Source organism: Pseudomonas sp. LAIL14HWK12:I10 (genome assembly GCF_900184205.1).
In the GTDB taxonomy this organism is placed as follows: Bacteria; Pseudomonadota; Gammaproteobacteria; order Pseudomonadales; family Pseudomonadaceae; genus Aquipseudomonas; species Aquipseudomonas kermanshahensis.
This window is the reverse complement of sequence record NZ_FXWU01000010.1, coordinates 39,644-65,529: the sequence shown is the minus strand read 5'-3', so window position 1 is coordinate 65,529 and position 25,886 is coordinate 39,644. Positions and strand designations below refer to the sequence as shown.

The following is a 25,886-nucleotide window of genomic DNA, read 5'->3' as shown; positions in this document are numbered from 1 at the left end:
TTAGGAGACGCTATGTCCACTTTCGCGCAAATGATCGAAAACATTACTCCCGAGATCTACGAGAGCCTGAAAACGGCCGTGGAAATCGGCAAATGGTCCGATGGCCGCAAGCTCACTGCCGAGCAGAAAGAGCTGTCGCTGCAGGCGGTGATCGCCTGGGAAATGAAAAACCTCCCCGAAGACCAGCGTACCGGCTACATGGGGCCGCAAGAGTGCGCCTCGAAGTCTGCGCCAATCGCTAACATTCTGTTCAAGTCGGACTCGGTACATTGATCGAACTCGCTCGTGGCTCTTTGAGCAAGATGGCGGTGCGCCTTGAAGCACCGGTCGTGCAATACAGCTTTCGCCTGGGTGAAGAGCAGGTGCCGGTCAACCCGTTGATCGGCCAGCGCTTGCGCCTCGAGTACCTCGGCGCCATTCACTGCAGCCATTGCGGCAAGCGCACCAAGACCAGCTTCAGCCAGGGTTACTGCTACCCGTGCATGACCAAGCTGGCCCAGTGCGACGTGTGCATCATGGCCCCGGAACGCTGCCACTATGACGCCGGCACCTGCCGCGAACCGTCCTGGGGCGAGCAGTTCTGCATGACCGACCACGTCGTCTACCTGGCCAACTCGTCAGGGGTCAAGGTCGGCATTACCCGCGCCACCCAGTTGCCCACCCGTTGGCTCGACCAGGGTGCCAGCCAGGCGCTACCGATCATGCGCGTGGCCACCCGCCAGCAGTCGGGCCTGGTCGAAGACGTGCTGCGCAGCCAGGTACCGGACCGCACCAACTGGCGCGCTCTGCTCAAGGGTGACGCCGAAGCGCTGGACCTGGTGGCCATTCGTGAACAGATCTTCGATGCCTGTGCCGACGGCCTGCGCGAGCTGCAAGGGCGCTTCGGCTTGCAGGCGATCCAGCCGCTGCCGGATGCCGAAGTGGTGCAGATGCGTTACCCGGTCGAGGCCTACCCGACGAAGATCGTCAGCTTCAACCTGGACAAGAACCCGGTAGTGGAAGGCACGCTGCTGGGCATCAAGGGCCAGTACCTGATCTTCGACACCGGCGTGATCAACATTCGCAAGTACACGGCCTACCAGTTGGCCGTGCTCCAGTAAAAAGGACCTGCACATGCGTACCGAACAACCGCAAGTGATCTACCTCAAGGACTACCAGGCGCCCGAGTACCTGATCGACGAGACGCACCTGACCTTCGAGCTGTTCGAGGACCACACCCTGGTCCATGCGCAACTGGTCATGCGCCGCAACCCGGCACGCGGTGCCGGCCTGCCGCCGTTGGTGCTCGACGGCCAGCAGCTTGAGCTGCTGCGCGCTTCGCTGGACGATGCCGAGCTGCAGGCGAGCGATTACCAGCTCGAAGCCGACAGCCTGACCGTGCAGCCCAAGGCCGAGCGTTTCACCCTCGACACCAGCGTGAAGATCCACCCCGAGAGCAACACTGCGCTGGAAGGCCTGTACAAGTCCGGCAAGATGTTCTGCACCCAGTGCGAGGCCGAGGGCTTCCGCAAGATCACCTACTACCTCGACCGCCCGGACGTGATGAGCACCTTCACCACCACGGTGATCGCCGAGCAGCATCGCTACCCGGTGCTGTTGTCCAACGGTAACCCCATCGGCAGCGGGCCGGCAGAAGACGGCCGCCATTGGGCAACGTGGGAAGACCCGTTCATGAAACCGGCCTACCTGTTCGCCCTGGTGGCCGGTGACCTCTGGTGCGTCGAGGACAAGTTCGTGCGCCAGTCGGGCCGCGATGTGACCCTGCGCATCTACGTCGAACCCGAGAACATCGACAAGTGTGACCACGCCATGGTCAGCCTGAAGAAGTCCATGCGCTGGGACGAAGAAGTCTATGGCCGTGAGTACGACCTGGACATCTTCATGATCGTCGCGGTCAATGACTTCAACATGGGCGCTATGGAAAACAAGGGCCTGAACATCTTCAACTCCAGCTGTGTGCTGGCCCGGGCCGAAACCGCCACCGACGCCGCCCACCAGCGTGTCGAAGGCGTGGTGGCCCACGAGTACTTCCACAACTGGTCGGGCAACCGCGTCACCTGCCGTGACTGGTTCCAGCTGTCGCTCAAGGAAGGCTTCACGGTGTTCCGCGACGCCGAGTTCAGCGCCGACATGAACTCACGCACGGTCAAGCGCATCGAGGACGTCGCTTACCTGCGGACCCACCAGTTTGCCGAAGATGCCGGCCCCATGGCCCACCCGGTACGCCCGGACAGCTTCATTGAAATCTCCAACTTCTACACCCTGACTGTGTACGAAAAGGGTGCCGAGGTTGTACGCATGGTCCGCACCCTGCTGGGGGCCGAGGGCTTCCGTAAGGGCAGCGACCTGTATTTCGAACGCCACGATGGCCAGGCGGTGACCACCGACGACTTCATCAAGGCCATGGAAGATGCCAACGGCGTTGACCTGACCCAGTTCAAACGCTGGTACAACCAAGCGGGCACGCCGCGCCTGGAGGTCAGCGAAGCGTATGATGCAGGCGCCCAGACTTACAGCCTGACCTTCCGCCAGAGCTGCCCGCAGACCCCGGACAAGGCCGAGAAGCTGCCGTTCGTGATCCCGGTCGAGCTGGGCCTGCTGGATGCCGAAGGCAACGACCTGCCGCTGCGCCTGGCGGGTGAAGCCGCGGCCGGCGGCACCAGCCGCGTGCTGTCGGTGACCGAGGCGGAGCAAACCTTCACCTTCGAAGGCCTCACGGCCAAGCCGCTGCCCTCGCTGCTGCGAGGCTTCAGCGCGCCGGTGAAGTTGAGCTTCCCGTACGACCGCGACCAGCTGATGTTCCTCATGCAGCACGACAGCGATGGTTTCAACCGCTGGGAAGCGGGCCAACAGCTGTCGGTGCAGGTGCTGCAGGAGCTGATCGGCCAGCATCAACGTGGCGAAGCGTTGAAGCTCGACCCGCGCCTGATCACCGCCCTCGGTACCGTGCTGGGCAACGAATCGCTGGACGCCGCCATGGTCGCCGAGATGCTCTCGCTGCCGGGCGAGGCCTACCTCACCGAAATCAGCCAGGTAGCTGACGTCGATGCCATTCACGCCGCCCGCGAGTTCGCCCGCCAGCAGATCGCCGAGCAGCTGTTCGATGGCCTGTGGGCCCGCTACCAGGCGCACCGCGAGGTCTCGCGCAGCACGGCCTACGTGGCCGCGGCCGAGCACTTCGCCCGCCGCAGCCTGCAGAACATCGCCCTGTCGTACCTGATGCAGAGCGGCAAGCCGCAGGTACTGGAAGCGACCCTGGAGCAGTTCGACCAGTGCGACAACATGACCGAGCGCCTGACCGCCCTGGCGGTGCTGGTCAACTCGCCGTTCGAAGCCGAGCGGGCCAAGGCGCTGGACACCTTCGCCGAGCACTTCAAGGACAACCCGTTGGTCATGGACCAGTGGTTCAGCGTGCAGGCCGCCAGTTCGCTGCCAGGCGGGCTGGCCCGGGTCAAGGCGCTGATGCAGCACCCGGCGTTCACCCTGAAAAACCCGAACAAGGTGCGGGCGTTGGTGGGGGCGTTTGCCGGGCAGAACCTGGTCAACTTCCATGCGGCCGATGGTTCGGGTTATCGCTTCCTGGCGGACCTGGTGATCGAGCTGAATGCGCTGAACCCGCAGATTGCCTCGCGTCAATTGGCCCCGCTGACCCGCTGGCGCAAGTACGACGACGCGCGTCAGGCGCTGATGAAGGGTGAGCTGGAGCGGATTCTGGCTTCTGGGTCGCTGTCCAGTGATGTGTATGAGGTGGTGAGCAAGAGCTTGGCGTGAGCCTGGCAGATCCAGGGGCTGCTGTGCAGCCCATCGCAGGCAAGCCAGCTCCTACAGGTAAAGCGCACAGTTCAAGGGCGGCGCTGTACCTGTAGGAGCTGGCTTGTCGGGGCGCCGAACCGCTGCGATGGGCCGCACAGCGGCCCCGGCTTTTGGGCGGTTAACAAAACATAACGTCCCGTTCGTTGTAATTCTTCAGTCATCCCCGATACGATCCCCACAAGCCTCTAACACAGGCTTTTCAACGCACAGACCCACCAAGAAGAACACAATAGGGGATGGTCATGAGGGAGCGTGTGATGACGCAGGTTAGGCGTGGTGCCTGGCCGTTGGCGGCTGGCGCGGTGCTGGCGCTGGCACTTGGGATGTGGGCGGACACCGCGCAAGCGGCGCCTGCCGACGAATACTCGACCGAATCGGCCAAGGCCAGTCAGAGCCTGCTGATCGACGCCGCCCAGGCCGGCAAGCGTCTGGTGGTGGTCGGTGATCGCGGTCATATCCTGTTCTCCGACGACCAGGGCAAGACCTGGACCCAGGCCCGGGTACCCACCCGGCAACTGCTCACCGCTGTGTTCTTCTTCGACGACAAGCGCGGCTGGGCTGTCGGCCACGATGCGCAGATCCTCGCCAGTACCGATGGCGGCGCGACCTGGAGCAAGCAATTCGAAGACCTGGCCCGCGAAGCCCCGCTGCTCGACGTCACCTTCCTCGACGCCCAGCACGGTTTTGCCGTGGGTGCCTATGGCGCACTGCTGGAAACCACCGACGGCGGCCAGCACTGGCAGGACGTTGCCGAGCGCCTGGATAACGCTGACCAACTGCACCTTAACGGCATCGCCGTAATCAAGGACGCCGGCCTGTTCATCGTCGGCGAGCAGGGCAGCATGTTCCGCTCAGGTGACAACGGCCAGACCTGGGCCAAGGTCGACGGCCCGTACGAGGGCTCGCTGTTCGGTGTGATGGGCACCGCCCAGCCTAATACGCTGTTGGCCTATGGCCTGCGCGGCAACTTGTTCCGTTCTACCGACTTCGGCGACAGCTGGCAGCCGATCGAACTCAAGGCCGCGCGCGGCACGCTCGAATTCGGCCTGGCAAGCGCTACGCTTGTCGAGGATGGCAGCGTGGTGCTGGTCGGTAACGGCGGCAGCGTGTTGCGCAGCCATGACGACGGGCAAACCTTCAGCGTCTACAACCGTGCCGACCGCATCGCCCTGGCCGGCGTCACCGGCCTGACAACCGGCGGCTTGCTGCTGGTGGGGCAGGGTGGCGTGCACCTGGCCACCGCCGAAGGCGCCGATCAGGCTGCCAAGGAGGCGCGTCCATGACCAGCAGGGAGAGCATCACCATGCACCCGCATCACCAGGACAAGGCCACGCTGCTCGAACGCCTGATCTTCAACAACCGCCCCGTCGTCATCGCCCTGTGCGTGCTGGTCAGCATCTTCCTGTTCTGGCAGGCCACGCAGATCCGCCCCTCGACCAGTTTCGAGAAGATGATCCCGCTCGAGCACCCGTTCATCGAACAGATGATGGAGCACCGCAACGACCTGGCCAACCTCGGCAACACCGTGCGTATTTCGGTGGAGGCGGTCAACGGTGACATCTTCGACAAGGACTACATGGAGACCCTGCGCCAGATCCATGACGAGGTGTTCTACATTCCTGGCGTCGACCGCGCCGGGCTGAAGTCGCTGTGGAGCCCCAGCGTGCGCTGGACCGAGGTGACCGAAGAGGGCTTCTCCGGTGGCGAGGTGATCCCCAATACCTACAACGGCTCGGCCGAAAGCCTCGATGCCTTGCGCGACAACGTGCTCAAGTCCGGCCAGGTCGGGCGCCTGGTGGGCAACAACTTCAAGTCCAGCATCGTCGATGTGCCGCTGCTGGAGAGCTACCCCGACCCGCAGGACCAAGGCAAGCAGGTCAAGCTCGACTACCAGCAGTTCTCGCACCTGCTCGAAGAGAAGATCCGCGACAAGTTCCAGGCGCAGAACCCCAACGTGAAGATCCATATCGTCGGCTTCGCCAAGAAGGTCGGCGACCTGATCGACGGCCTGGTGATGGTGGCGATGTTCTTCGGCGTGGCCCTGGGCATCACCTGGGTGCTGCTGTACTGGTTTACCTGGTGCATCCGCAGCACTATCGCTGTGCTCATCACCACCCTGGTGGCGGTGGTCTGGCAGCTGGGCTTGATGCATGCGGTGGGCTTCGGCCTCGACCCGTATTCGATGCTGGTACCCTTCCTGATCTTCGCCATCGGCATTTCCCACGGGGTGCAGAAGATCAACGGCATCGCCTTGCAGTCGAGCGGCGCCGACAACGCACTGACCGCTGCCCGGCGCACGTTCCGCCAGCTGTTCCTGCCGGGGATGATCGCCATCCTTGCTGACGCAGTGGGCTTCATCACCCTGCTGATCATCGACATCGGGGTCATTCGCGAGCTCGCCATCGGCGCCTCGATCGGCGTCGCGGTGATCGTCTTTACCAACCTGATTCTGCTGCCGGTGGCGATTTCCTATGTCGGCATCAGCAAGAAGGCGGTCGAGCGCAGCAAGAAGGACGCGACCCGCGAGCACCCGTTCTGGCGCCTGCTGTCCAATTTCGCCAGTGCCAAGGTGGCGCCGGTGTCTGTTGCCGTGGCCTTGGTGATGTTCGCCGGTGGCCTCTGGTACAGCCAGAACCTGAAAATCGGCGACCTCGACCAGGGCGCGCCAGAGCTGCGCCCGGACTCGCGCTACAACCAGGACAACAACTTCATCATCAGCAACTATTCGACCAGCTCGGACGTGCTGGTGATCATGGTCAAGACGCCGTCGGAAAGCTGCTCGATCCACTCGACCATGGCGCCGATAGACGAGCTGATGTGGACCATGGAGAACACCCCGGGCGTGCAGTCGGCGATCTCGCTGGTGACCGTGTCCAAGCAGGTGATCAAGGGCATGAACGAGGGCAGCCTGAAATGGGAGACCCTGTCGCGCAACCCGGACATCCTCAACAACTCCATCGCCCGCGCCGACGGCCTGTACAACGCCGACTGCTCGCTGGCACCGGTGCTGGTGTTCCTCAACGACCACAAGGCCGAGACCCTGGAGCGCGTCACTGCAGCCGCCAAGGCCTTTGCCGACAGCCACAACAAAGAGGGCCTGCAGTTCCTGCTGGCAGCCGGTAACGCCGGGATCGAGGCGGCCACCAACGAGGTGATCAAGTCGGCCGAACTGACCATTCTGGTGCTGGTGTACATCTGCGTCGCGGTGATGTGCCTGATCACCTTCCGCTCGTTCGCCGCAACCCTGTGTATCGTCCTGCCGCTGGTGCTGACCTCGGTGCTGGGCAATGCGCTGATGGCGTACATGGGCATTGGCGTGAAGGTTGCGACGTTACCGGTGGTGGCCTTGGGTGTGGGCATCGGCGTGGACTATGGCATCTACATCTACAGCCGCCTGGAAAGCTTCCTGCGTGCAGGCCTGCCGTTGCAGGAAGCCTATTACGAAACCCTGCGCTCGACCGGCAAGGCGGTGTTGTTCACCGGGTTGTGCCTGGCCATTGGTGTGTGCACCTGGATCTTCTCGGCGATCAAGTTCCAGGCCGACATGGGCTTGATGCTGACCTTCATGCTGCTGTGGAACATGTTCGGTGCGCTGTGGCTGTTGCCGGCGCTGGCGCGGTTCCTGATCAAGCCTGAGAAGATGGTGGGCAAGGAGGGCGGGTCCATTTTTGCCCATTAAGTGAGGGGCTGTAGAGGGCCTGTGGGAGCGGGTTCACCCGCGAATACGGTGGTGCATTCGCCGACGCATTCGCGGGTAAACCCGCTCCCACAGGTGCCATGTCGCTATACTGTCGCTCTTTTCCCAATTGGTACCCTCATGTCCCCCCTCGCCACCGCCCTCCAAACCTGCGACATGCTGCTGATCGATGGCCTGCACGCCTTCGATTTCACGTCCAACGAAACCGGCCTGACCGTCGAATGCATGGACGGCCGCCAGCTGCGTCGCTGGAACTTCACCCCCGAGCAGATCGCCGCCGCCACCGCCACGGGTGACGAGTGGACGCTCAACGGTGCCCAGGGCGAGCATCGTCTAGTCTGTATGAGTGCCTTTCGCGCCCCGGATGAAGACCACGATGAACCGGATCTGGACGAGCCTGCTGACCGCTAGCCTGATGAGCCTGACAATCAACGCCCACGCCGCCACGCTGCTGGTGGGTAGCTACACCGATGGCCAGAGCCAAGGCATCTACCGCTACCTGTTCGACAGCAAGACAGGCCAGATCACGCCGACCCCGCAACAGGTGGTCAAGAGCGAGAACCCTTCCTGGCTGGTGCTCTCGGCCGACCAACGGCAACTGTTTGCAGTCAACGAAACCGCGCAAGGCCACGTCAGCAGTTTCAGCGTGAGCCGCAAAGGCGAGATCAAACCGCTCAACCAGGTGACCACCCGAGGCGACGAGCCGACCCACGCCAGCCTCAGTCGCGACCAGCGCTTCCTGTTCGTTGCCAACTACGCCGTCAAGCCAGACCCCGGCGGCAGCTTGGTGGTGATCCCGGTGGCCAAGGACGGCAAGCTCAAGGACGTGGTGCAGCAAGCCCGCCATAAACCAAGCGGCGTAAACCCCGAACGCCAGGCCGGCGCCCATGTGCATTCGCTGGTGCTGTCGCCGGACGGCCAGCACCTGTATGCCTGCGACCTGGGCGCCGACAAGGTGTTCATCTACCGTTACGACGGTGCCAGCACAGACCACCCACTGACGCCAGCGATTCCGGCGTCGGTGGCCCTGCCGCCGGGCAGCGGCCCGCGTCACCTGCTGTTCGACGCCAAGGGGCGACACGCCTACCTGACCTTGGAAATGAGCGCTGAGGTGGTGGTGTTCGATGTGCAGAACGGCAGCCTGGTCGAGCGCCAGCGTCTACCCCTGACGGACCACCAGGACGCTGCGGCCAAGGCCGCTGGCGGCCTGCACCTGTCGGCGGATGGGCGCTTCTTGTACGTGAGCAATCGCGGCACGGCCAATGAGATCGTGGCCTTCAGCGTGGGCAAGGAGGATGGCCAGTTGGCGTTCTTGCAACGCCGTTCGGTGGAGGGCGATCACCCTCGGGAATTTACCCTCGACCCTAGCGACAACTTCCTGTTGGTGGCCAACCAGAAGAGTGACCAGATCGTGGTCATGCGCCGTGACCCGCGTAGCGGCAAGCTCGGTGAGACAGTACAGACGCTGCCGCAGGCTGCGCCGTCGGACCTGAAGTTCATCGAGTGACGCCAGGTGTTCGGCGTTCGTTTTTGGGCGTTCTTGAGATCGAGCGCCGCCCGCGCGGCGCTTCGCAGCACAAGGCTGCTCCTACATTTGTTTCGGGCCAGTCACGCCTGTGAAGGCGGCGCGCGACCGCCCTGTGAGTCCAACTCGATATCGCGCCATGCACCTGTAGGAGCAGCCTTGTGCTGCGAAGCGCCGCGCGGGCGGCGCTCGATCTCAAAACTACTCAAGCATGCCCGCCGGACACTGCCAGCTATCGCGCCATCACTGCCTTGAACAGATCCGACCCCAACCAGCCCTCCAGCCAGCTCCGCACCCGCGGATAAGCCGCCTCGGCGAACCACTGCGGTTCGACCCCGGCAAACTGGCGCATCAGGGGCAACAAGGCGGCATCGGCAAGGCTCGGGTGATCGGCCAGCAGGTACGCACGCCCTTCGAGCAAAGCCTCGAGATCCACCAACCAGGCTTCGGCCTGCTGGCGGTAGTGCTCGCGGTTATGTTCGGGGTAGCGCTCGGCGTACTTGTACAGGTTCACCTGCGCCTTGAACGTGCTGTCGTTGCGGGCGATCAGCGCCTCAGCCTGTTGCGCCGCCGCAGGGTCGGCCAGTAGCTGCCAGTCCTGCGGGTCGTTGCGTTGCAGTGCCCAGCGCATGATGTCCAGGCTTTCTTCCAGCACACCCGCCCCGGTGTCCAGCACCGGCACCGTGCCCTTGGGCGACAAGGCCAGCAGCGTGGCGGGCTTGTGCTTCATCGCCACTTCTTCGATCTGCACCTCGCACCCGGCGTAGCGCAAGGCCAGGCGCGCGCGCATGGCCCAAGGGCAGCGGCGGAACGAGTAGAGGATCATCCGCACACCTCGACGTCACTCAGGCCGTTGCCCTGGCGGCGTACCTGGATCTGCACCGGGATCCGCTCATGCATCTCTTGCACGTGGGAGATCACCGCCACCTTGCGGCCTTGCGCCTGCAGGCCGTCGAGGGCATCCATGGCCAGTTGCAGTGACTCTGGGTCGAGGCTGCCGAAGCCTTCGTCGATGAACAATGATTCGATGCGCAAGGTGCTCGACGCCATCGACGCCAGGCCAAGGGCCAGGGCCAGCGAGACCAGGAAGGTTTCACCGCCCGACAGCGAATGCACCGAGCGCAGCTCGTCGCCCATTTCGGTGTCCAGCACCAGCAGGCCGAGGGCGCTGCCGCCACGTTTCAGGCGGTAACGACGCGCCAGCTGGCGCAATTGGCTGTTGGCATGGTGCAGCAGCAGGTCGAGGTTGTAACCCTGGGCGATCTTGCGGAACACATCGCCGGAGGCCGAGCCGATCAGCGCATTGAGCCGCGCCCAGCGCTGCCACTGCTGATGGGCGTGCTCGATTTCCGTGGCCAGAGCCTGGTACGCCTGTTGACGGCGCTGGTCTTCGGCCTGGGCGGCGCGCAGCTCGGCGCACTGCTGTTCATGGTTGGCCAGCACTTCGCGTAGCTCAAGCAACGACTGCTCCAGGTCTTCGGCCGTGGCTTCGACACTGGCTTGCGCGGCATGTTGCTGCAGCCGCTGTTCACGCTCCTGCAACAGTACGCGGCCTTGTTCGATAGCCTTTTCCGCCGCCTGCAGGTGCTGGCGCAGTTCAGCCATTTGCGCGTCGTCCATGCCCAGCAAGCGGTCCAGGCCACTGTCGTCCAGCTCGGGGTGTTCGGCGCGCCAGTGGGCGATTTCCCCCTGCAACTGCTGGTGCTCCTGTTCGAGCGCCTGTTGGCGGGCGATGTTGGCCTTGAGTTCGCCGGCCAGTTGCAGGGCTTGGGTGCGGGCGTGTTGCAGGCGCTCGGCCGTTTCGGCCTCGCTTGTGCGGGCCTGCTCCACCTGCTGTTCCAGATGGCGCTGCCAGTCTTCGGCGCGCGGGTGGTCACCGAGCAACTCGGCCAATGCGGCGCGGGCTTTTTCCATCTGCTCGGCCAGCCCGTTGATCTGCTGCTGCAGGTCTTGCTGGCGCTGCACGCGGGTGTGTTGCTGATCGAGCAGGCGCTCCAGCTGTTGCTGGCGTTGCTGTTGTTCCTGCAGTTCGTCCTTTTGCTGGTCCAGCTGTTGCTGGCGCTGGGCGATCTGCTGGTCAAGGCTGAGGAAGGCGTGCGCTGGCTCGTCGTGCAGTGCCTGCAACACAGGCGCTGGCAGCAGGGTGGCGAAATCAGCCAGGGCCTGTTCGAGGCGTTCCTGGTCGGCGGCCAGGGCTTGATGCTGTTGGTCCAGGCGGCGCTGGGCCTGCTGTTGGGCTTCGCTGGCAGCCTGCAACTGCTGGTTCAGGCGGGCGGCATCGCGTTGCAGGGTCAGCAGGGTGGACTGGCGTTTTTCGTCGCGGGCGATCTCTTGGTCGAGGCGCTGCAACTGGCTGTCCAGCCAACCACTGCGGGCCTTGCCTTCATGGGCGCTGAGGGCGGGCCACAAGGCATGGGCGGCGAGTTGGCCGGCCAATGGCTGCAATTGCTCGTTCAGTTGTGCCTGTTGGTGCTGGTATTCCTTGATCTGGCCGTTGACCACACCCACCTGGGTGCGCAGTTCGATCAGGCGGGTGTTGAATTGCTCAACCTGGGCCATGGCCGTGGCTTCTTCGGCCTGGTCGTGCCGGCCAAGGCTCTGCAGCAGCGCTTCAGGCTGGTGGAAGGGGTGTTCGGCGCTGCCGCAAACCGGGCACGGTTCGCCATCGTGCAACTGCGCACGCAGTTCTTCGACGCTGGTGTTGCGTGCCAGGCGCTGGCGTTCCAGCAGTTGCCGGGTCAGTGCCAGCGCCTGCTCGGCGGCTTCCAGCTCGGCCTTGGCGGCAGTGCCTTCGCCAATCAGTTGCTGGCGTTGCTGCATGGCCTGTTGCTGGCGTTCGCGCAGCGACTGAATACCCTGTTGCAGCTCCTGCTCGCGGGCGTGCAGGCGCGACAGTTCTTCCACGGCGCGTTGTTGCTTGCGGTATTCTTGCAGCATGCCACCCAGCAGGTCGAGCTGCTCGGCCAGGGCCTGAGGCTCTGCTGCGGCTTCGCGGAACAACACGTCGAGGGCGTCGCGCTGTTCCTGCAGTTGCGCATTGGCCTGGCTGGCCTGGGCCTGCAGGCCGGGCAGCTCTTCACGGCCCTGGTTCAGGCGGTTGCCGATTTGCAGCAACTGTTGCAGCTGCGGGCGATAGGCCTGCCAGGCGTTGGTCAGGGCGGCCAGGGGCGCACTGTCAGCCAGGGCTGCTTCAATGTGGGCCAGTTGCTGTTGGCCGCGCTGCTGGTGCTCGCCCAGCTGCTGCAATTGTTGCTGCAACTCGGCCGCGGCCAGGTCGGCCTGCTGGCCGGTTTCGCGCGCCTTGCCCAGTTCCTGTTCCAGGCGGGTGAGGGTGTCTTGCTCGGCGAACGCCTGGCGCAAGCGCGGGGCGTTTTCGCCTTGGCTGGCCTGGGCCTGGCTCAGCGCTTGGCGGGCTGATTCGAGGGCCTGCTCCAGTTCGCCGGTGCGGTTGTGCAGGTCGCTTTGCTGGCGCTGTTGTGCGTCGAGCTCGCTGGCCAGTGGCGCGCGTTGCGCGGCCAAGGCCTGCTGCCGGTGGAACTGGTGGCGCTGTGGCGCCAGGCGCTCCAGGCGTTGCAGGTCCAGGCGCTGTTCGGCCAGCTGCTGCCAGGCCTGTTCGGCGGCCTGCAGGGTTGCATGGGCTTCGGCCTGCTGTACCTGCAGCAGGCGCTGCTCATTGAGCCAGCCACGCTGTTGCTCCAACTGGCGCTCGCGCGCTTGGTCGGCCTTGAATTGCTGTTGCGCCTGCTCCAGGCGCTGGTCGAGCTCGGCGCGGGCTTCGGCCAGCAGCGGCAGCAGGTGGCTGGCACGGTCTTTCAGAGCGTTGTGCGTTTCACCGGCCTCGCGCGCCTTGCTGAAGGCGCGCTGGCCAAGGCGGGTGTAGATCGCGGTGTTGGTGAGCTTTTCCAGCAGCTCGCTGCGTTCCTTGTCGTCGGCCTTGAGGAACGCACCGAACTCGCTCTGGGCCAGCATCACCGCACGGGTGAACTGCTCGAAGTTCAGGCCCAGGCGTGCTTCGACCAGTTGCTTGTATTCGTTCTTGCCGCTGGCCAGCACCTGCTCGCTGTCCAGGTCATAGAAGCTCTGGCGGCTGTGTTGCAGCTTGCCATTGGCCTTGTCGCGGGCGCGGTTGGCTTCCCAGCGGGCGCGGTAGCGACGGCCATCGATGCCGACGAAGTCGACTTCGGCATAACCGCTGCCCGTGCCGCGGCGCACCAGGTTGCGCGGGTCCGAGGTCGGGATCTCGCCGTCGGCGTCCGGTACCTTGGCTTCGCGGCCGATGTCGTTGAGCCGCGGCACGGTGCCGAACAGCGCCAGGCACAGGGCATCGAGCAGCGTGCTCTTGCCGGCGCCGGTTGGCCCGGTGATGGCGAACAGGCCGGCGCTGGCCAGGGGCTCGGCGGTGAAGTCGATGTCGATTGGGCCGGCCAGGGATGCCAGGTTCTTCAGGCGGATGGCGAGAATCTTCATGGCTGTTCCTCTTCCAGCTGGACGTCCTGCAAGAGCAGGGCGAAATCGGCCAGGGCCTGCTCATCGGCGGGGTTGCCGTAGGCCTGTTCCCAGGCGCGGCTGAACAGGTCCTGCGGGGTCATCTGGGACAGTTCGACGAAGGCCAGGTCGTCGTCCTCGGCACTCGTGCGCCCGGCGTATTCGGCGCTGATGCGGATCAGCCGCACGGCCTTGCCTTGCAGCGCCCCCTCGACTTGCTGACGCAGGTCGGGTTGCGGTTCGTCCAACACCACACGCACTTCGAGCCAGGGCTGACGATTGGGGTCTTCGAGCAAGTCGATCACCGGCAGCTCAGCCAGCTGTACCAGCAACTCGCCGAGCGGCGCCGGGCCAATGCGTTGCAGGGCCACGGCGCGGGGCACCAGGCGCGGCTCGACGCTGACCAGCTCGGCGCCGTCCAGCTCCACCTCCAGCACCTGGTGCGGGTAGTTGATTTCGGCAAACGACAGCGGGATCGGCGAGCCGCTGTAGCGAATGCGCGCTTCGCGGTTGACCTTCTGCGGCTTGTGCAGGTGGCCCAGGGCGACATAGCTGATGGCCTTGTCGAACAGCTTGGCCGGCAGGGCTTCGGCATTGCCGATGATCAGGCTGCGCTCAGAGTCCTCGGACACCGCACCCCCGGCCATGTGGGCATGGCTGATGGCGACCAGCGCCTGGTCCTTCTTGCGCTTTTGCTGGGCAGCGGCAATCAGTTGCTGGTGCACCTGGGTGATGCCGTGCAGGTAATCGTCACCCAACTGCGGGCCGGTCACTTCTGCCGGGCGCAGGAAGGGCAGGGCCAGGCACCAGGCGCTGACCTTGCCGCGGGCGTTGGTCAGCGGGATCAGCAGGCGCTCGGCATCCAGCTGGCCTTCATCGAGCCAGTGCACACGACCCAAGGCGTGGGTGCGCAGGCGGCGCATGAGCGCGGCGGGCAGTTCGATGCGTGAGCCGGAGTCGTGGTTGCCGGCGATCATCACGATGTCCAGCTTGGGCTGTTGCTCATGGGCTTGGACGATGAAGTCGTAGAGGCGCTCCTGGGCTTTGACCGGTGGGTTGACCGTGTCGAAGATGTCGCCAGCGATCAGCAGCGCATCCGGCTGGCGCAGGTGCAGCTGGCCGAGCAGCCAGTCGAGGAAGCAGGCGTGTTCGAAGTCGCGTTCCTGGCCGTGCAGGCTTTGGCCCAGGTGCCAGTCGGAGGTATGAAACAGACGCATGGATGACCTGTTGGTGTCGAGTCGAGCAAGCGGGGGCTTGGCTTGGATGATGGGCGTTGCGCAGGGGGGTATGGTAACTCAATGGTGGGGGTAGGGGGCATGGCTGGGGGGATGGGTGGGGGGATGTTGGCGGATTGCGTGTGGGGCGCATGTCTTGAGTTTTGCAGTGCCTATGAGATCGAGCGCCGCCCGCGCGGCGCATCGCAGCACAAGGCTGCTCCCACATTTTTTTCGGGCCAATTAATCCTGTGGCATAGGCGCGCGGCCCCGTGGTGCCCACGTTGATATCGAGACGGACAAACAAGGCGGTCGCGCGCAAATTTCCCAGACCTCACTGGCCCGAAACAGATGTGGGAGCAGCCTTGTGCTGCGAAGCGCCGCGCGGGCGGCGCTCGATCTGATAGGCGCTAAAAATACCCATGTCATGCACCCCAACCTCACCCCCACCCCTCATTTCGGATACAACGGCGGCAAGCTCCCGGTCTCCCCCGATGGCAGCAGCACCTGCTCAGCCGGCGGAATCGTCCCGATCGCGCGCCACAAATCCTCACCCTGCCAATACTGCCCACTCTCGCTGTACAACGCCCCGTTCAACCCATCCAGCGCATCGGACAACGGCACGAACCGCGCAGCCATCTCCGCCAGGGTCTCCGGCTGCTGCCGCGCCCAGGCGTCCAGCGCTTGGCGTGTGGTCTGCGGGTCGTTGGCTTGGCAGGCGCGCTTGAGGTCGTCCAGCAGCGTGCGGGGGCTTGGGCCTTGTTGCGCGGCGCGCAGTACCGCGGGTTGTGAACGGGCCCGCCACCACAAGGCGAAGCCCAGCAATGTGGTCAGGGCAAACACCAGCGTCGCCAGCTGCCACGGCCACAACAGGCTATTGCCCGCACGGGTGTCGCCGACCGGCGTGTCAGCGCTCAGGGCCGGGTTGTCCTGCACGCTCAGGGTGCGTGCTGGCAGGCTGGTGTGCTCCAGGTGGTCTTCGCGGGTGTTCCACCAAGCCACTTCCAGCGCTGGCAAGGCCAGTTCGCCGCTGTGGGTCGGCACCAGCGCTTCGCGCTCTTCGCGGTTGGCGGTCATGCCGCGCTCGTTGATTTCGTTGCGCAGCAGCGGCTGGTCGGGGTAGCGGCGCAGGCCGGTGATTTCGGTGGCCGGCAGCGGTGGCAGCTGGGTGCTGGACAAGCCGTCGGCGCGCAAGGTGATGTTGCGGGTGAGCGAATCACCGATCTGCGTCTGCTGGCTGCCCGGGTCGGGGTTCCAGTGTTCTTCAAGGGTCAGGCTGCGTGCCGGCAGCCAGGGCGCACCCGCCGGCCAGGCCGCTGGAATTGGGCGCACGTCCAGGCGCAGGGGCAGCGAGCTGACCTGGATCTGGCGGCCGGCACGCGGGGCGGCCGTGGCAGATTGTTCGTTGTCGGCGCTGGCAGCCGCGGTGGCGGTGAAGGTCAGCGCCGGCACTTCGAGGCTGCCACTTTGCTGCGGGTAGACGGCGTAGCGGGTTTCGATCACCCCGTGACGCACGCCGTTGATTTCTTTCTCGTAGGTGCGCGACTCGCCCAGTGGCTCGACCTTGGCGTTTTCCAGCTGCAGTGGGCTGAGGCTGCTGTCGTCATACAGCGCCACCGAATGGTAGATGCGCAAGGTCAGCACGGCCTGGGCCTGAACATAGACCTCGTTGCTGTCCAGGGTCGCCTCAATGAACACCTGGGAGGCGCTTTCCTGGCGGCTGGCATCGGCTTGCAGCACTTGCAGGTCGATGGCCTGGCTGCGCGACTGGCCCAGTTGCAGCTCCGGGATGCGCAGGCTGCCGCTGCGCCGTGGCAGCAGGGTGATGATCCAGCGGGTGCTGGCGCGGGTCTCGCCATCGAGGGTGTGCAGGCTGTTCAGCTGGCGTGTGCCACGCACTTCGAAGTCGCCTTCAAGGGCACGCAGGTCGGGTTTGCCGAACTGGGTCACGTCCTGGCTTTCGAGGGTCAGTTCCAGGCTTTCGCCGGCCTCCAGGCGGGTGCGGTCGACGCTGGCTTGCAGCATGGGTTCGGCCTGGGCCATCAAGGCCCATGTGACACCGAGCAGAAAGACGCCGAAGCGACTCATCGTGGATTGTCCTGATGCAATTGCTGTTCATACCAGAATTTGCGCCGCAGCAGCTCCGCCGGGTTATCGGGAATCTCCCGCAGCCATTGTTCAAGGGCCTGACGCTGTTCGGCGTCGAGGTTGGTCGACACCGGGCGTTGGGGGGGCACGGTGACGTTGTCGTCGGCGCCCCCCTGGTTGCCGGGTGTGGCCTGGCTGTTGGTGCTGCCTTCGCCGGGTTCTTCGGCGTTGGCGGGTTCGTCATTGCCAGGGGTGCCCTGGGCCGGGCTGCTGGCCGAACTGCTGTTGCCTTCGGTTTCGCTGCCGGGTGTGCCTTGGGCCTCGTTGCTGGCGGGTTGTTCTTCGGCCTTCGCCTCGCGCTGTTGCAGCAGTTGCTGGACCAGTGCCTGGTTGTCCAGTGCCGGTTGCAGGTCGGGTTGGCGCTCCAGGGCCTGCTCGTAGGCATCCAAGGCGGCTTCCAGCTCGCCACTGCGGGCCAAGGCATTGCCTCGATTGTAGTGGTCCGCTGCCGTGTTGCCTTGTGAGAATGCCTGGGCGGCTCCGGCGTAATCGCCAGCCTGGTACAACGCCATGCCGCGCCACTGTGGATTTTGGAAATGCCGTGCGGCGCTGGCCGGGCGGTTCTGTTCGAGCATACGCTGGCCCTGCTGGTCGGGGCGCAGCCACAGGTCGTTGAACTCGAAGGCCTGGCTGGGCTGCGGCAAGGCCAGCAACAGGGGCAGGCAGAACAGCCAGCCGCGACGACCGGCGCAGGCCGCCAGCAGTAACAGCGGAATCAGCAGCCAGTAACCCTGGTCGGCCCAGCTGTCCAATTGCAGGGTCTGGCCGTCGCTGCGTGCGGTGCGCGGGGTGTCGAACAGGCCCAGGCCGCGCAGGTCGAGGTCGTCGACCCGGGCATTGCGGTAGCGCCCGCCGGTGCCGCTGACAAATGCCTTGAGGCTGGCGCTGTCCAGGCGCGGCAGCAGAATTCCGCCTTGGTCGTCTTTAAGGAATTCGCCATTGGCTTGTCGCACCGGTGCCCCATCTCGGCTGCCGATGCCCAACATCAGCAGGCTCGGGCCCTGGCGGCCGAGGGCCTGCGTGATGCCCTCGCGCTCCGTTGCGCTGAGCGAGGAACCGATCAGCAGCAGGCGCCCTTGCCCCAGGCCGCTCTGGGCCAGCAGGGCCAGGCCTTTTTGCACGGCCAAGTCGGCGCGCTGGCCGGGTTTGGGCATGATCGAAGGGTCGATCGCCTCCAGCAGGTTGCGGGTGGTGCCCAGGTCATCGGACAGTGGCACCAGGGTGTGGGCGGACCCTGCGTAGACGATCAGCGCGGTCTGGCTGTCGTGGCGGCGTTCGAGCAGGTCGAGGACCTTGCGCCGGGCCTGCTCCAGCCGGTTGGGCGGGCTGTCTTCGGCGAGCATCTGTGGGGTCAGTTCGAGCAGGATGACCAGCGGGTCGGCAGGGCGCTGCCGGTTTTCTTCCACACGCTGCCAGCTGGGCCCGAGCAGTGCCAGCACCACCAGCGTCCACGCCAGGCCCAGCGCCACCCAAGGCAGTTTGCTGGTGCTGCCGCTGCCGCCGCCGAGCAGCACGGCGTGGAACGCGGGCGGCAGGATCATCTGCCAACGCCCGGCGCGTTTGCGTCGGTGCCACAGCTTGAACAGCAACCAGCCGAGCAGTGGCACTACCAACAGCCAGAGCGGGCGCAACCATTGTGGCCACAGGTCGATCATCGCCGTTTCCTCAGGCGCAGGCGTTTGAGGCGCTGGCGCCATTCTGGGTGCGGCTGCAGAAAGCGCGGTTTGCGCAGCAGGCGCTGCAAGCGGTTGTCTGGCCACTGCACGGCCACCACCAGCAGCACGCTGAGCAACAGTGCCAGGGCCAATGGCCAGGCGTACAAGGCCTTGGCGGTGCGCGCCTGGGTTGGCTGCTGGGCCACTGGCTCCAACTGGTCGAGGGCGTCGCCGATGGCGTTCAGTTCGGCGCCGTCGTGGGCGCGGAAGTAGGCGCCGTGGGTCAGCTCGGCAATTTCCTTGAGCGAGGCTTCGTCCAGGTCCAGGCTCGGGTTGAGGCCCAGCAGGCCGGGCGTGCCGCTGGCCTCGGGGTTGGCGCCGATGCCGATGGTATAGATGCGCACGCCTTCCTGGGCGGCCAGGCGGGCGGCGGTCAGTGGGTGGATCTGCCCACCGTTGTTGGCGCCGTCGGTGACCAGCACCAGCACGCGGCTTTGTGCCGGGCGCTGGCGCAAGCGTTTGACCGCAAGGCCGATGGCATCGCCGATGGCAGTGTTCTTGCCGGCGATGCCGATCTGCGCTTCGTCAAGGAAGGTGCGCACGGTACGCCGGTCGAAGGTCAGCGGCGCCTGCAGGTAGGCCTGGCTGCCAAACAGGATCAGCCCAACCCGATCGCCTTCGCGGTCCTGAAGAAAGTCGCCAAGCAGCGCCTTGACCAGGTCGAGGCGGCTGATTTCGTCGTTCTTCCACTGCATGTCGGGGAAGTCCATGGAGCCGGACACGTCCACCGCCACCAGCAGGTCGCGGCCGCTGGCGGCCACCGGTACCGGGTCGCCGAGCCATTGCGGGCGGGCCGCGGCCAGCAGCAGCAACAGCCAGATGATGACAAAGGGTGCCTGCTGGCGCCAGGTGGGCAGGTTGAGCCGTGCCCGGCGCCCGGCCAGGCCTTCCAGCTCGTTCAGGAAGCCCACTTTGAGCACCGGCTCGCCACTGTCGGCGGCTGGCAACACCAGGCGAGCCAGCCACGGCAGCGGCAGCAGGGCGAACATCCACGGCCAGGCCAGTTCAAACATGCTTGCGGATCCAGGTTTCGACGGCCTGGCTAAGCCCGACGATGGCTTTGTCGTCGAGTTTGCACTCAGGCTTGTAGGCGCCTTCGACCAGCACCATCCAACGCGTAAGGCCGGCGGCCGGGCAGCGGTTGTCGAGAAACGCCAGCCACTGGCGGCCGTTGAGGGTATGGCTGTTGGCGCCCGGGTAGTGGCTGCGGCACAGGCGCTTGAGCAGGGCATTGATCTGTTGCAGCCAGGCGCCGGCCGGGGCGCCGTCATACGGGCGTGGCAGCTGGGCAAGTTCGGCCAGGGCGGCCACGCGTACCGGGTCGAGCGGTTGCTCGGCGCGCACGATGCGGCGTTTGCGCGGGCGCCAATGGCGTACGCGCCACAGGCCCCAGGCAAGCAGCGGCAGCAAGGCCAGCAATACCCACCAACCCGGTGCCGGTGGCCACAGGCCGACTGCCGGCGGGGCAATCAGCGGTTGCAACTGGTCCAGCGGGGTCATTTGCTGCTCCCCGGGCGCTGGGCGTTTAGGTATTCGCGCAGTTGCTCGATCATCTCGCTTTGCGTACTCAGCGGCATCAGCACCACGCGCAGCTTCTGTGCCATCAGTTCCCAGCGGGCGATACGTGACTCGGCCTGCTGGCGGTAAGCCTGGCGCAAGCTGGCGTCGAGGGTGTCGAGCTCCAGTTGCGCGCTGCGCTGGGCGAAGCGCAACAGGCCGGCTGCGGGCAGGGCATGGTCGAGCGGGTCGGAGACCGGCAGCAGCAGCAGGTCGCAGTGGCGCGAAAGCATGGCCAGGTGCTGTTCGACCTGGTCGGTCAGCGAGCGCTCGTCGCAGATGACGATCGCCAGGCTGCCAGGGCGCAGCACTTCACGCGCCCGGCGCAAGGCCAGGCCCAGGCTGTCGGCCTGGGGCGTGGCTTCGGTGTGCAGCGCCTGGTTGACCTTGGCGATGCGGTTAAGCAGCTGCAGCAGGCTTTGCTTGCTGCGCCGGGGTTTGATTTCGTGGTGCTCGTTGTCGCCAAACACCAGCCCGCCGATGCGGTCGTTGTGGCCCAGTGCCGCCCAGCCGAACAGGGCCGCAGCCTGGGCCGCCAGCACCGACTTGAACATCAGCCCCGAGCCGAAGAACAGCCGCTGGCTCTGTTCGACCAGGATAAAGATCGGCCGCTCGCGTTCTTCATGGAACAGCTTGGTGTGCGGCTCCTGGGTGCGGGCGGTGACCCGCCAGTCGATGTTGCGCACATCGTCGCCAGCCTGGTACACGCGCACTTGGTCGAAGTCCACGCCGCGCCCGCGTAGCTTGGAGTGGTGCAGGCCCACCAGCGGGCTGCGCTGGCCGGGCCGGGAGAACAGCTGGATTTCGCGCACGCGGTGGCGCATGTCGATCAGCTCGGCAAGGCCGATGCGGATGCCGGGTTCGGCCAGCTGCGCGGTGGGCATGGGGTCAGGCAACGGCGACGACGTCGAGGATGCGCTGGACCACGCGGTCCTGGTCGATCCCCGCAGCCTCGGCCTCGAACGACAGGATGATGCGGTGGCGCAGCACATCGAACAGCACTGCCTGAATGTCCTCGGGGCTGACGAAGTCGCGCCCGGCCAGCCAGGCGTGCGCACGCGCGCAGCGGTCCAGCGAGATTGAGCCACGCGGGCTGGCGCCGTAGGCGATCCAGTCGGCCAGTTCGGCGTCGAACTTGGCCGGCGTGCGCGTGGCCATGACCAGTTGCACCAGGTATTCCTCCACGGCATCGGCCATGTACAGGCCGAGGATTTCCTTGCGCGCGGCAAAAATGGCCTGCTGGCTGACCCGGCGCTCGGGCTTGGTCTCGCCGCCCAGTGCCTCGCCGCGGGCCTGCAGCAGGATGCGCCGTTCCACCGCAGCGTCGGGGAAGCCGATTTTTACGTGCATCAGGAAGCGGTCGAGCTGGGCTTCGGGCAGCGGGTAGGTACCCTCCTGCTCGATGGGGTTCTGGGTGGCCATGACCAGGAACAGCGGTGACAGGTCATACGTGCTGCGGCCCACGCTGACCTGGCGCTCGGCCATGGCTTCGAGCAGCGCCGACTGGACTTTGGCCGGGGCGCGGTTGATTTCGTCGGCCAGCACCAGGTTATGGAAGATCGGCCCCTGCTGGAACACGAAGCTGCCGGTTTCTGGGCGGTAGATTTCGGTGCCGGTAATGTCGGCCGGCAGCAGGTCGGGGGTGAACTGGATGCGATGGAACTGCGCCTCGATGCCTTCGGCGAGTTCTTTGATGGCTTTGGTCTTTGCCAGCCCGGGGGCACCTTCGACCAGCATATGGCCGTCGGCCAAAAGCACGATCAACAGCCGCTCGACCAGCTTTTCCTGGCCTAGGATCTGGGTGGAAAGAAAGGTGCGCAGCGCGATCAGCGCTTCACGGTGTTCCATCGGCGACGGTTCCTGGTATTGGGCCGCAGGCGCGCTGGGAACAGCTGCCTCGGCAAGGGGTGATACTTTAATCTATCCGGGGGGGTGGCGACCAATGGCGGCTGGCAAATTTATCCAGGCCGTCGGGCGTGGGCTTGTCGACAAGTCCTGCGCAACCTTCGGCGTCGGCTGATAGTCGGCCGCTGTGCCCTGGCGCTTGCTGATGCTCTTTGAGCAAGCAGGACGCAGGATGATGCAAACCCACCGCAGTACCTTCGATACCCCTGTGCCAACGACGTTGCGCGTTGGCGTGTTCTTTGATGGCACCGGCAACAACCTGGGCAATGCCACGGCGGCGGTCCAGGCTGCTGGGCCGCTGGCAGGTACCAGCTATGGCAATGCCTGGAGCAATGTGGCCTTGCTGCATGCGCTGTACCCAGCCCCCGGCAGCCCTGCGCCGGGCGCGATGGCCTTTCTCAAGCTGTATGTCGAGGGCATCGGCACCACCGCGGGGGCGGCGGACTCCAGTTTTGCCTCGGCCACCGGGCGTGGGCGTACCGGCGTCGAGGCGCGCGTCGCTGAGGCCGTGACAATGATTGCCGACCAGTTGCGGGGCTGGTGCCTGGCGTATCCGCAATCGCGGCTCGCGCGGGTCGAACTCGACCTGTTCGGGTTCAGTCGTGGCGCCGCTGCCGCCAGGCACCTGGCCAATGTGCTGTGTGATGATGCGAGCAACCTGTTGGGCACCTCGTGTGCTGTGTGCATCAATTTCATTGGCCTGTTCGACACCGTGGCGGCCATCGTCGCGCCGTTGCAGGGGGACTTCGACCCCGCTGACGCTCGCCACGGCGGCTTGCGCTTGGGCCTGGGCAAGGGCATTGCGCGGCACGTGGTGCAATTGGTGGCCGGTGACGAGCGCCGGCATAACTTCCCGCTGGTGCGCAGCGAGGGTGACATTGTCGTGCCGGGCGTGCACTCGAACATTGGCGGGGGCTACCTGCCGTGCATGCAGGAGCAGGTGCTGCTGTGCAAACCGCAGTCGCAGCGGGTGCCTGTGCGCACAAAAGCCGAATGCACCCGCGCCTACTCGGCGGCCAGCGCCTTGCTGACATCGGCGTTTGCTGAGTTGGGCGAACCGCGGCCGCGGGTGCTGACCTGGGAGCAGCCGATCGCCGGCGGCAAACCGGACGAGGCGCAAAAGCAGGTGTATGCGGCGGTTTATCGGGAGAGGGACGTGGCCGGCCATCTTTCCCGGGTGTACCTGAGCATCATGCGTGAACTGGCAGTGCGTGGTGGGGTGCCGTTTGCCGAGCTGGGCGGCGATGAAGCCCATCGGCTGCCCGATGACTTGCTGGACATCAGCCGCAAGCTGCATGGCTTTGCCTTGGGTTCCCGCCCTGATGTTGGCCTGACCGAGGACGAGCAGCGCCTGCTGCGCGACAAGTACATCCACACCTCGGCGCACTGGAACCCCGTGAAGGGCCTGCGCAACAGCACGCTGGACGTGCTGTTCGTCAATCGGCCTGGCGAAGCGGGGCGGGTGGAGCATGCAGACCCGATGGTGTAATTACGGCTGAGTACGCTTGAACCCAGGGGCGCGCCCGTTCAGCACTGCGTAGGCCAGCAGGCCGATGACCAAGCCCCAGAAGGCCCCGCCGATACCCAACAGGGTGATGTTGGCAGCGGCTGCAAGAAAGGTGATCAGCGCGGCTTCGCGTGACTTCGCGTCGGCCATTGCACCGGCAAGGCTAGTGCCAATGGTACCCAGCAGCGCAAGGCCGGCGAGGGTGGTGATGAAGGTGGCAGGGAGTGCCATGAACACGCTGGCAAGCGTGACGCCGAATACCCCCACAAGGATGTAGCAGACCCCTGCGGCGATCCCCGCGATCCAGCGTTTGGCCGGGTCTTCATGGGCTTCCTTGCCGGTGCAGATGGCGGCGGTGATGGCCGCAATGTTGAACGCGTGCGAGCCGAACGGCGCCATGAGCAAGGAGCCCAGGCCGGTGACTGCGACAATCGGGTTGGCGCTGGTCTTGAAGCCGTCGTTGCGCAGCACCAGCATGCCGGGCATGTATTGCCCGGTCAGGGTGATCAGGAACAACGGCAACGCGACGCTGAGGGCTGCATTGAGGGTAAAGGCCGGGGCAGTGAACACCGGTGTCGCGATTTCCAGCGTCAGTTGCGAAAGGCCGGCCTTACCCTGGATCAGCAGGTAAGCAAGGCCAAGGACGAGGATGCCTACGACTGCGTAACGGGCAGTAAAGCGTTTGAACACCGCGTACGCCACGATGAGCAACCCGGCCAGCACAGGGTCGACCGACAGGCCGGCAAACGCGCCGATGCCGAACTGTAGAAGAATGCCGGCCAGCAGCCCTGCCGCGACCCCGCCAGGGATGATCCGGACCAGCCTTTCGAAGTACCCGGTCAGGCCCAGCACTACGAAGCCGGCAGCGGACAGCAGGTACGCGCCAATGGCCTCGGCATAGGGCACGCTGGCCAGTGCCGTGACCAGAAACGCGGCAGCCGGGGTGGACCAGGCCGTTATCAAGGGTTCACGGCTGTACCAGGACAAGACAAGCCCGGTAATACCTACCCCGATCGACACCGCCCAGACCCATGACGAGGTCAGCTCCGGGCTTAGCCCGGCGACCTTGGCTGCCTGGAACACCAGGATGAACGTGCCGCCGTAGTTGACGATGACCGAAACCAACCCGGCGATGGCGGGGTGCAGGATGTCGGTCAGCCCAAGCGATGCCGATGGGTGTTGAGCAGGCGTTGTCACAAGTGGCCTCCGTGCTTATGTGATTGATGAGTGCCTCTGCGTGTGTTCGCGCAGAACGATGATCGCCAGCGTGGCGCACGCCGTGTAGGAGCAGCCTTGTGCTGCGAAGAGGGCCTTAACAGCAGCGACGATTCACGGTGTTTTCACCGGCCTCTTCGCAGCACAAGGCTGCTCCTACACGTCGTGCTGCTAGGTGCGCGCAGCTGAAGCGTCCAGCAACCCTTTCAGGTAGGCACTGCCTTCAGCGTCCAGGGGTTGCAGCGGCAGGCGCGGCGCCCCCACGTCCAGGCCAAGCATTTTCAGCCCGGCCTTGATGGTGGTGGGCAGGCCGCGTTGGGTGATGTACGCCAGCAACGCGTACTGTTGGTAGAACAGTGCCCGTGCTTCAGCCAGCTCGCCCTTCTGCACGGCGTCCCACAAAGCCAGGTTCAGCGCGGGGATCAGGTTCGGCGCTGCGGTGCACCAGCCGGCGGCGCCGGCAACCAGGGCTTCTAGGGTGAGCGGGTTGCAGCCGTTGTAGAAGGCCACCTTGCCATCGGTCGCGGTGTACAGGCGGTGCATGCGCTGAATGTCGCCGGTGCTTTCCTTGACCATGGTCACATTGGCCACCTCGCCGAGGATGCGCAGGATCAGCTCCACCGACAGGTCGGTGCCGCTGGTGCCTGGGTTGTTGTACAGCATGATCGGGATGTCGATTGCCGCGCCGACTGCCTTGTAGTGGTCGACCACCTCCGCCTCGGTCAGCTTCCAGTAGGAGATGGGCAACACCATCACCGCCGTGGCCCCGCACGCCTGGGCCAGGCGGGCGCGCTGCACGGTACGTGCGGTAGTCAGGTCAGAGACACTGACCACGCTGGGTACGCGGCCAGCGATTTTCTCGAGGCTGTAGCGCACCACCGCTTCCCACTCGGCCTCGGATAGGTAGGCACCTTCGCCCGTGCTGCCCAGCGGGGCGATGGCGTGCACGCCGGCCTGGATCAGGCTGTCGATGGATGTGCCCAGGGCGGCTAGATCGACCGAGCCGTCTGCCGCGAAGGGAGTGATGGTGTAGCCGATGACGCCGCGAATTACAGGTGTAGACATGACCAGGCACCTTTGCCGTTGTTCAGGAAGGGGGACAGCT

19 protein-coding genes are annotated in these 25,886 nt (G+C 65.2%); 8 read left to right on the top strand and 11 right to left on the bottom strand.

Translation table 11 applies throughout. The features are described 5' to 3' along the window. Positions 1 to 12 precede the first annotated feature (12 nt). From QOS90_RS21175 to QOS90_RS21145, 7 genes are all read left to right on the top strand, one after another. Positions 13 to 273: a YeaC family protein gene (locus tag QOS90_RS21175; protein WP_051099822.1), complete on the top strand. Its 261-nt coding sequence runs from the start codon at positions 13 to 15 to the stop codon at positions 271 to 273. Further along, positions 270 to 1,100 (top strand): DUF2797 domain-containing protein, encoded by an 831-nt coding sequence (locus QOS90_RS21170; RefSeq protein WP_085273671.1) that lies wholly within the window; start codon positions 270 to 272, stop codon positions 1,098 to 1,100. The genes QOS90_RS21175 and QOS90_RS21170 overlap by 4 nt, the downstream gene beginning before the upstream one ends. Positions 1,101 to 1,113: 13 nt before the next feature. After that, a complete protein-coding gene (pepN, locus tag QOS90_RS21165) occupies positions 1,114 to 3,771 on the top strand; it encodes an aminopeptidase N (protein ID WP_085273670.1) in 2,658 nt (885 codons plus the stop codon). A 299-nt stretch (positions 3,772 to 4,070) separates the two neighbouring features. Continuing rightward, entirely contained in the window at positions 4,071 to 5,096 is a 1,026-nt protein-coding gene (locus tag QOS90_RS21160; RefSeq protein WP_371918151.1) for a WD40/YVTN/BNR-like repeat-containing protein, read from the top strand. Positions 5,097 to 5,116: 20 nt separating this feature from the next. Then, positions 5,117 to 7,492 carry an efflux RND transporter permease subunit gene (locus tag QOS90_RS21155; protein WP_027596703.1) on the top strand — a complete coding sequence of 792 codons (2,376 nt, stop codon included), beginning with the start codon at positions 5,117 to 5,119 and terminating at the stop codon, positions 7,490 to 7,492. 138 nt (positions 7,493 to 7,630) lie between these two features. After that, on the top strand, positions 7,631 to 7,921 hold the full coding sequence (locus QOS90_RS21150) for a DUF5629 family protein (RefSeq protein ID WP_027596702.1): 291 nt from the start codon (positions 7,631 to 7,633) through the stop codon (positions 7,919 to 7,921). Further along, positions 7,887 to 9,017, top strand: coding sequence for a lactonase family protein (locus QOS90_RS21145; protein ID WP_177408607.1), 1,131 nt, complete (start codon positions 7,887 to 7,889; stop codon positions 9,015 to 9,017). Before QOS90_RS21150 ends, QOS90_RS21145 begins: the two co-directional genes overlap by 35 nt. A 250-nt stretch (positions 9,018 to 9,267) precedes the next feature. Here the strand turns inward: QOS90_RS21145 and QOS90_RS21140 are convergent, their stop codons facing one another. The 9 genes from QOS90_RS21140 to QOS90_RS21100 all read right to left on the bottom strand — a co-directional run bounded on the left by QOS90_RS21140 (position 9,268) and on the right by QOS90_RS21100 (position 22,002). After that, complete coding sequence (locus QOS90_RS21140) at positions 9,268 to 9,861, bottom strand: glutathione S-transferase (protein ID WP_027596700.1); 594 nt, start codon at positions 9,859 to 9,861, stop codon at positions 9,268 to 9,270. Further along, positions 9,858 to 13,502, bottom strand: a complete 3,645-nt coding sequence (locus tag QOS90_RS21135) for an AAA family ATPase (RefSeq protein WP_085273668.1) — start codon at positions 13,500 to 13,502, stop codon at positions 9,858 to 9,860. The genes QOS90_RS21140 and QOS90_RS21135 overlap by 4 nt, the downstream gene beginning before the upstream one ends. Continuing rightward, positions 13,499 to 14,737: an exonuclease SbcCD subunit D C-terminal domain-containing protein gene (locus QOS90_RS21130; RefSeq protein WP_027596698.1), complete on the bottom strand. Its 1,239-nt coding sequence runs from the start codon at positions 14,735 to 14,737 to the stop codon at positions 13,499 to 13,501. The genes QOS90_RS21135 and QOS90_RS21130 overlap by 4 nt, the downstream gene beginning before the upstream one ends. 450 nt (positions 14,738 to 15,187) lie before the next feature. Then, positions 15,188 to 16,822 (bottom strand): BatD family protein, encoded by a 1,635-nt coding sequence (locus QOS90_RS21125; RefSeq protein WP_085273667.1) that lies wholly within the window; start codon positions 16,820 to 16,822, stop codon positions 15,188 to 15,190. Further along, positions 16,819 to 18,537, bottom strand: a complete 1,719-nt coding sequence (locus QOS90_RS21120) for a vWA domain-containing protein (RefSeq protein ID WP_085273666.1) — start codon at positions 18,535 to 18,537, stop codon at positions 16,819 to 16,821. Before QOS90_RS21120 ends, QOS90_RS21125 begins: the two co-directional genes overlap by 4 nt. Continuing rightward, complete coding sequence (locus tag QOS90_RS21115; RefSeq protein WP_027596695.1) at positions 18,534 to 19,610, bottom strand: vWA domain-containing protein; 1,077 nt, start codon at positions 19,608 to 19,610, stop codon at positions 18,534 to 18,536. The genes QOS90_RS21120 and QOS90_RS21115 overlap by 4 nt, the downstream gene beginning before the upstream one ends. Continuing rightward, on the bottom strand, positions 19,603 to 20,097 hold the full coding sequence (locus QOS90_RS21110; protein WP_027596694.1) for a DUF4381 domain-containing protein: 495 nt from the start codon (positions 20,095 to 20,097) through the stop codon (positions 19,603 to 19,605). The genes QOS90_RS21115 and QOS90_RS21110 overlap by 8 nt, the downstream gene beginning before the upstream one ends. Further along, the gene (locus QOS90_RS21105) at positions 20,094 to 21,038 is read right to left on the bottom strand and encodes a DUF58 domain-containing protein (RefSeq protein ID WP_085273753.1); all 945 of its coding nucleotides are present in this window, start codon (positions 21,036 to 21,038) and stop codon (positions 20,094 to 20,096) included. The genes QOS90_RS21110 and QOS90_RS21105 overlap by 4 nt, the downstream gene beginning before the upstream one ends. Positions 21,039 to 21,042: 4 nt before the next feature. After that, positions 21,043 to 22,002 carry an AAA family ATPase gene (locus tag QOS90_RS21100; RefSeq protein WP_027596692.1) on the bottom strand — a complete coding sequence of 320 codons (960 nt, stop codon included), beginning with the start codon at positions 22,000 to 22,002 and terminating at the stop codon, positions 21,043 to 21,045. Between the two features lie 229 nt (positions 22,003 to 22,231). On the opposite strand from QOS90_RS21100, the gene QOS90_RS21095 reads away from it, so the two are divergent. Beyond that, positions 22,232 to 23,548 (top strand): T6SS phospholipase effector Tle1-like catalytic domain-containing protein, encoded by a 1,317-nt coding sequence (locus QOS90_RS21095; RefSeq protein ID WP_085273665.1) that lies wholly within the window; start codon positions 22,232 to 22,234, stop codon positions 23,546 to 23,548. Here the strand turns inward: QOS90_RS21095 and QOS90_RS21090 are convergent, their stop codons facing one another. Both QOS90_RS21090 and QOS90_RS21085 read right to left on the bottom strand, forming a co-directional pair. Beyond that, positions 23,549 to 24,763, bottom strand: coding sequence for a benzoate/H(+) symporter BenE family transporter (locus tag QOS90_RS21090; RefSeq protein WP_085273664.1), 1,215 nt, complete (start codon positions 24,761 to 24,763; stop codon positions 23,549 to 23,551). It lies immediately after the preceding gene. A gap of 189 nt (positions 24,764 to 24,952) precedes the next feature. Further along, a complete protein-coding gene (locus tag QOS90_RS21085; protein ID WP_027596689.1) occupies positions 24,953 to 25,846 on the bottom strand; it encodes a dihydrodipicolinate synthase family protein in 894 nt (297 codons plus the stop codon). Positions 25,847 to 25,886 lie beyond the last annotated feature (40 nt).

Bases quoted from the DNA above. Each gene is read 5' to 3' on its own strand.
- QOS90_RS21115 (WP_027596695.1), bottom strand. From the start codon at position 19,610: ATGTTTGAACTGGCCTGGCCGTGGATGTTCGCCCTGCTGCCGCTGCCG.
- QOS90_RS21155 (WP_027596703.1), top strand. From the start codon at position 5,117: ATGCACCCGCATCACCAGGACAAGGCCACGCTGCTCGAACGCCTGATC.
- QOS90_RS21120 (WP_085273666.1), bottom strand. From the start codon at position 18,537: ATGATCGACCTGTGGCCACAATGGTTGCGCCCGCTCTGGCTGTTGGTA.
- QOS90_RS21095 (WP_085273665.1), top strand. From the start codon at position 22,232: ATGATGCAAACCCACCGCAGTACCTTCGATACCCCTGTGCCAACGACG.
- QOS90_RS21085 (WP_027596689.1), bottom strand. From the start codon at position 25,846: ATGTCTACACCTGTAATTCGCGGCGTCATCGGCTACACCATCACTCCC.
- QOS90_RS21130 (WP_027596698.1), bottom strand. From the start codon at position 14,737: ATGCGTCTGTTTCATACCTCCGACTGGCACCTGGGCCAAAGCCTGCAC.
- QOS90_RS21140 (WP_027596700.1), bottom strand. From the start codon at position 9,861: ATGATCCTCTACTCGTTCCGCCGCTGCCCTTGGGCCATGCGCGCGCGC.
- QOS90_RS21150 (WP_027596702.1), top strand. From the start codon at position 7,631: ATGTCCCCCCTCGCCACCGCCCTCCAAACCTGCGACATGCTGCTGATC.
- QOS90_RS21160 (WP_371918151.1), top strand. From the start codon at position 4,071: ATGACGCAGGTTAGGCGTGGTGCCTGGCCGTTGGCGGCTGGCGCGGTG.
- pepN (WP_085273670.1), top strand. From the start codon at position 1,114: ATGCGTACCGAACAACCGCAAGTGATCTACCTCAAGGACTACCAGGCG.
- QOS90_RS21100 (WP_027596692.1), bottom strand. From the start codon at position 22,002: ATGGAACACCGTGAAGCGCTGATCGCGCTGCGCACCTTTCTTTCCACC.
- QOS90_RS21145 (WP_177408607.1), top strand. From the start codon at position 7,887: ATGAACCGGATCTGGACGAGCCTGCTGACCGCTAGCCTGATGAGCCTG.
- QOS90_RS21125 (WP_085273667.1), bottom strand. From the start codon at position 16,822: ATGAGTCGCTTCGGCGTCTTTCTGCTCGGTGTCACATGGGCCTTGATG.
- QOS90_RS21175 (WP_051099822.1), top strand. From the start codon at position 13: ATGTCCACTTTCGCGCAAATGATCGAAAACATTACTCCCGAGATCTAC.
- QOS90_RS21110 (WP_027596694.1), bottom strand. From the start codon at position 20,097: ATGACCCCGCTGGACCAGTTGCAACCGCTGATTGCCCCGCCGGCAGTC.
- QOS90_RS21105 (WP_085273753.1), bottom strand. From the start codon at position 21,038: ATGCCCACCGCGCAGCTGGCCGAACCCGGCATCCGCATCGGCCTTGCC.
- QOS90_RS21135 (WP_085273668.1), bottom strand. From the start codon at position 13,502: ATGAAGATTCTCGCCATCCGCCTGAAGAACCTGGCATCCCTGGCCGGC.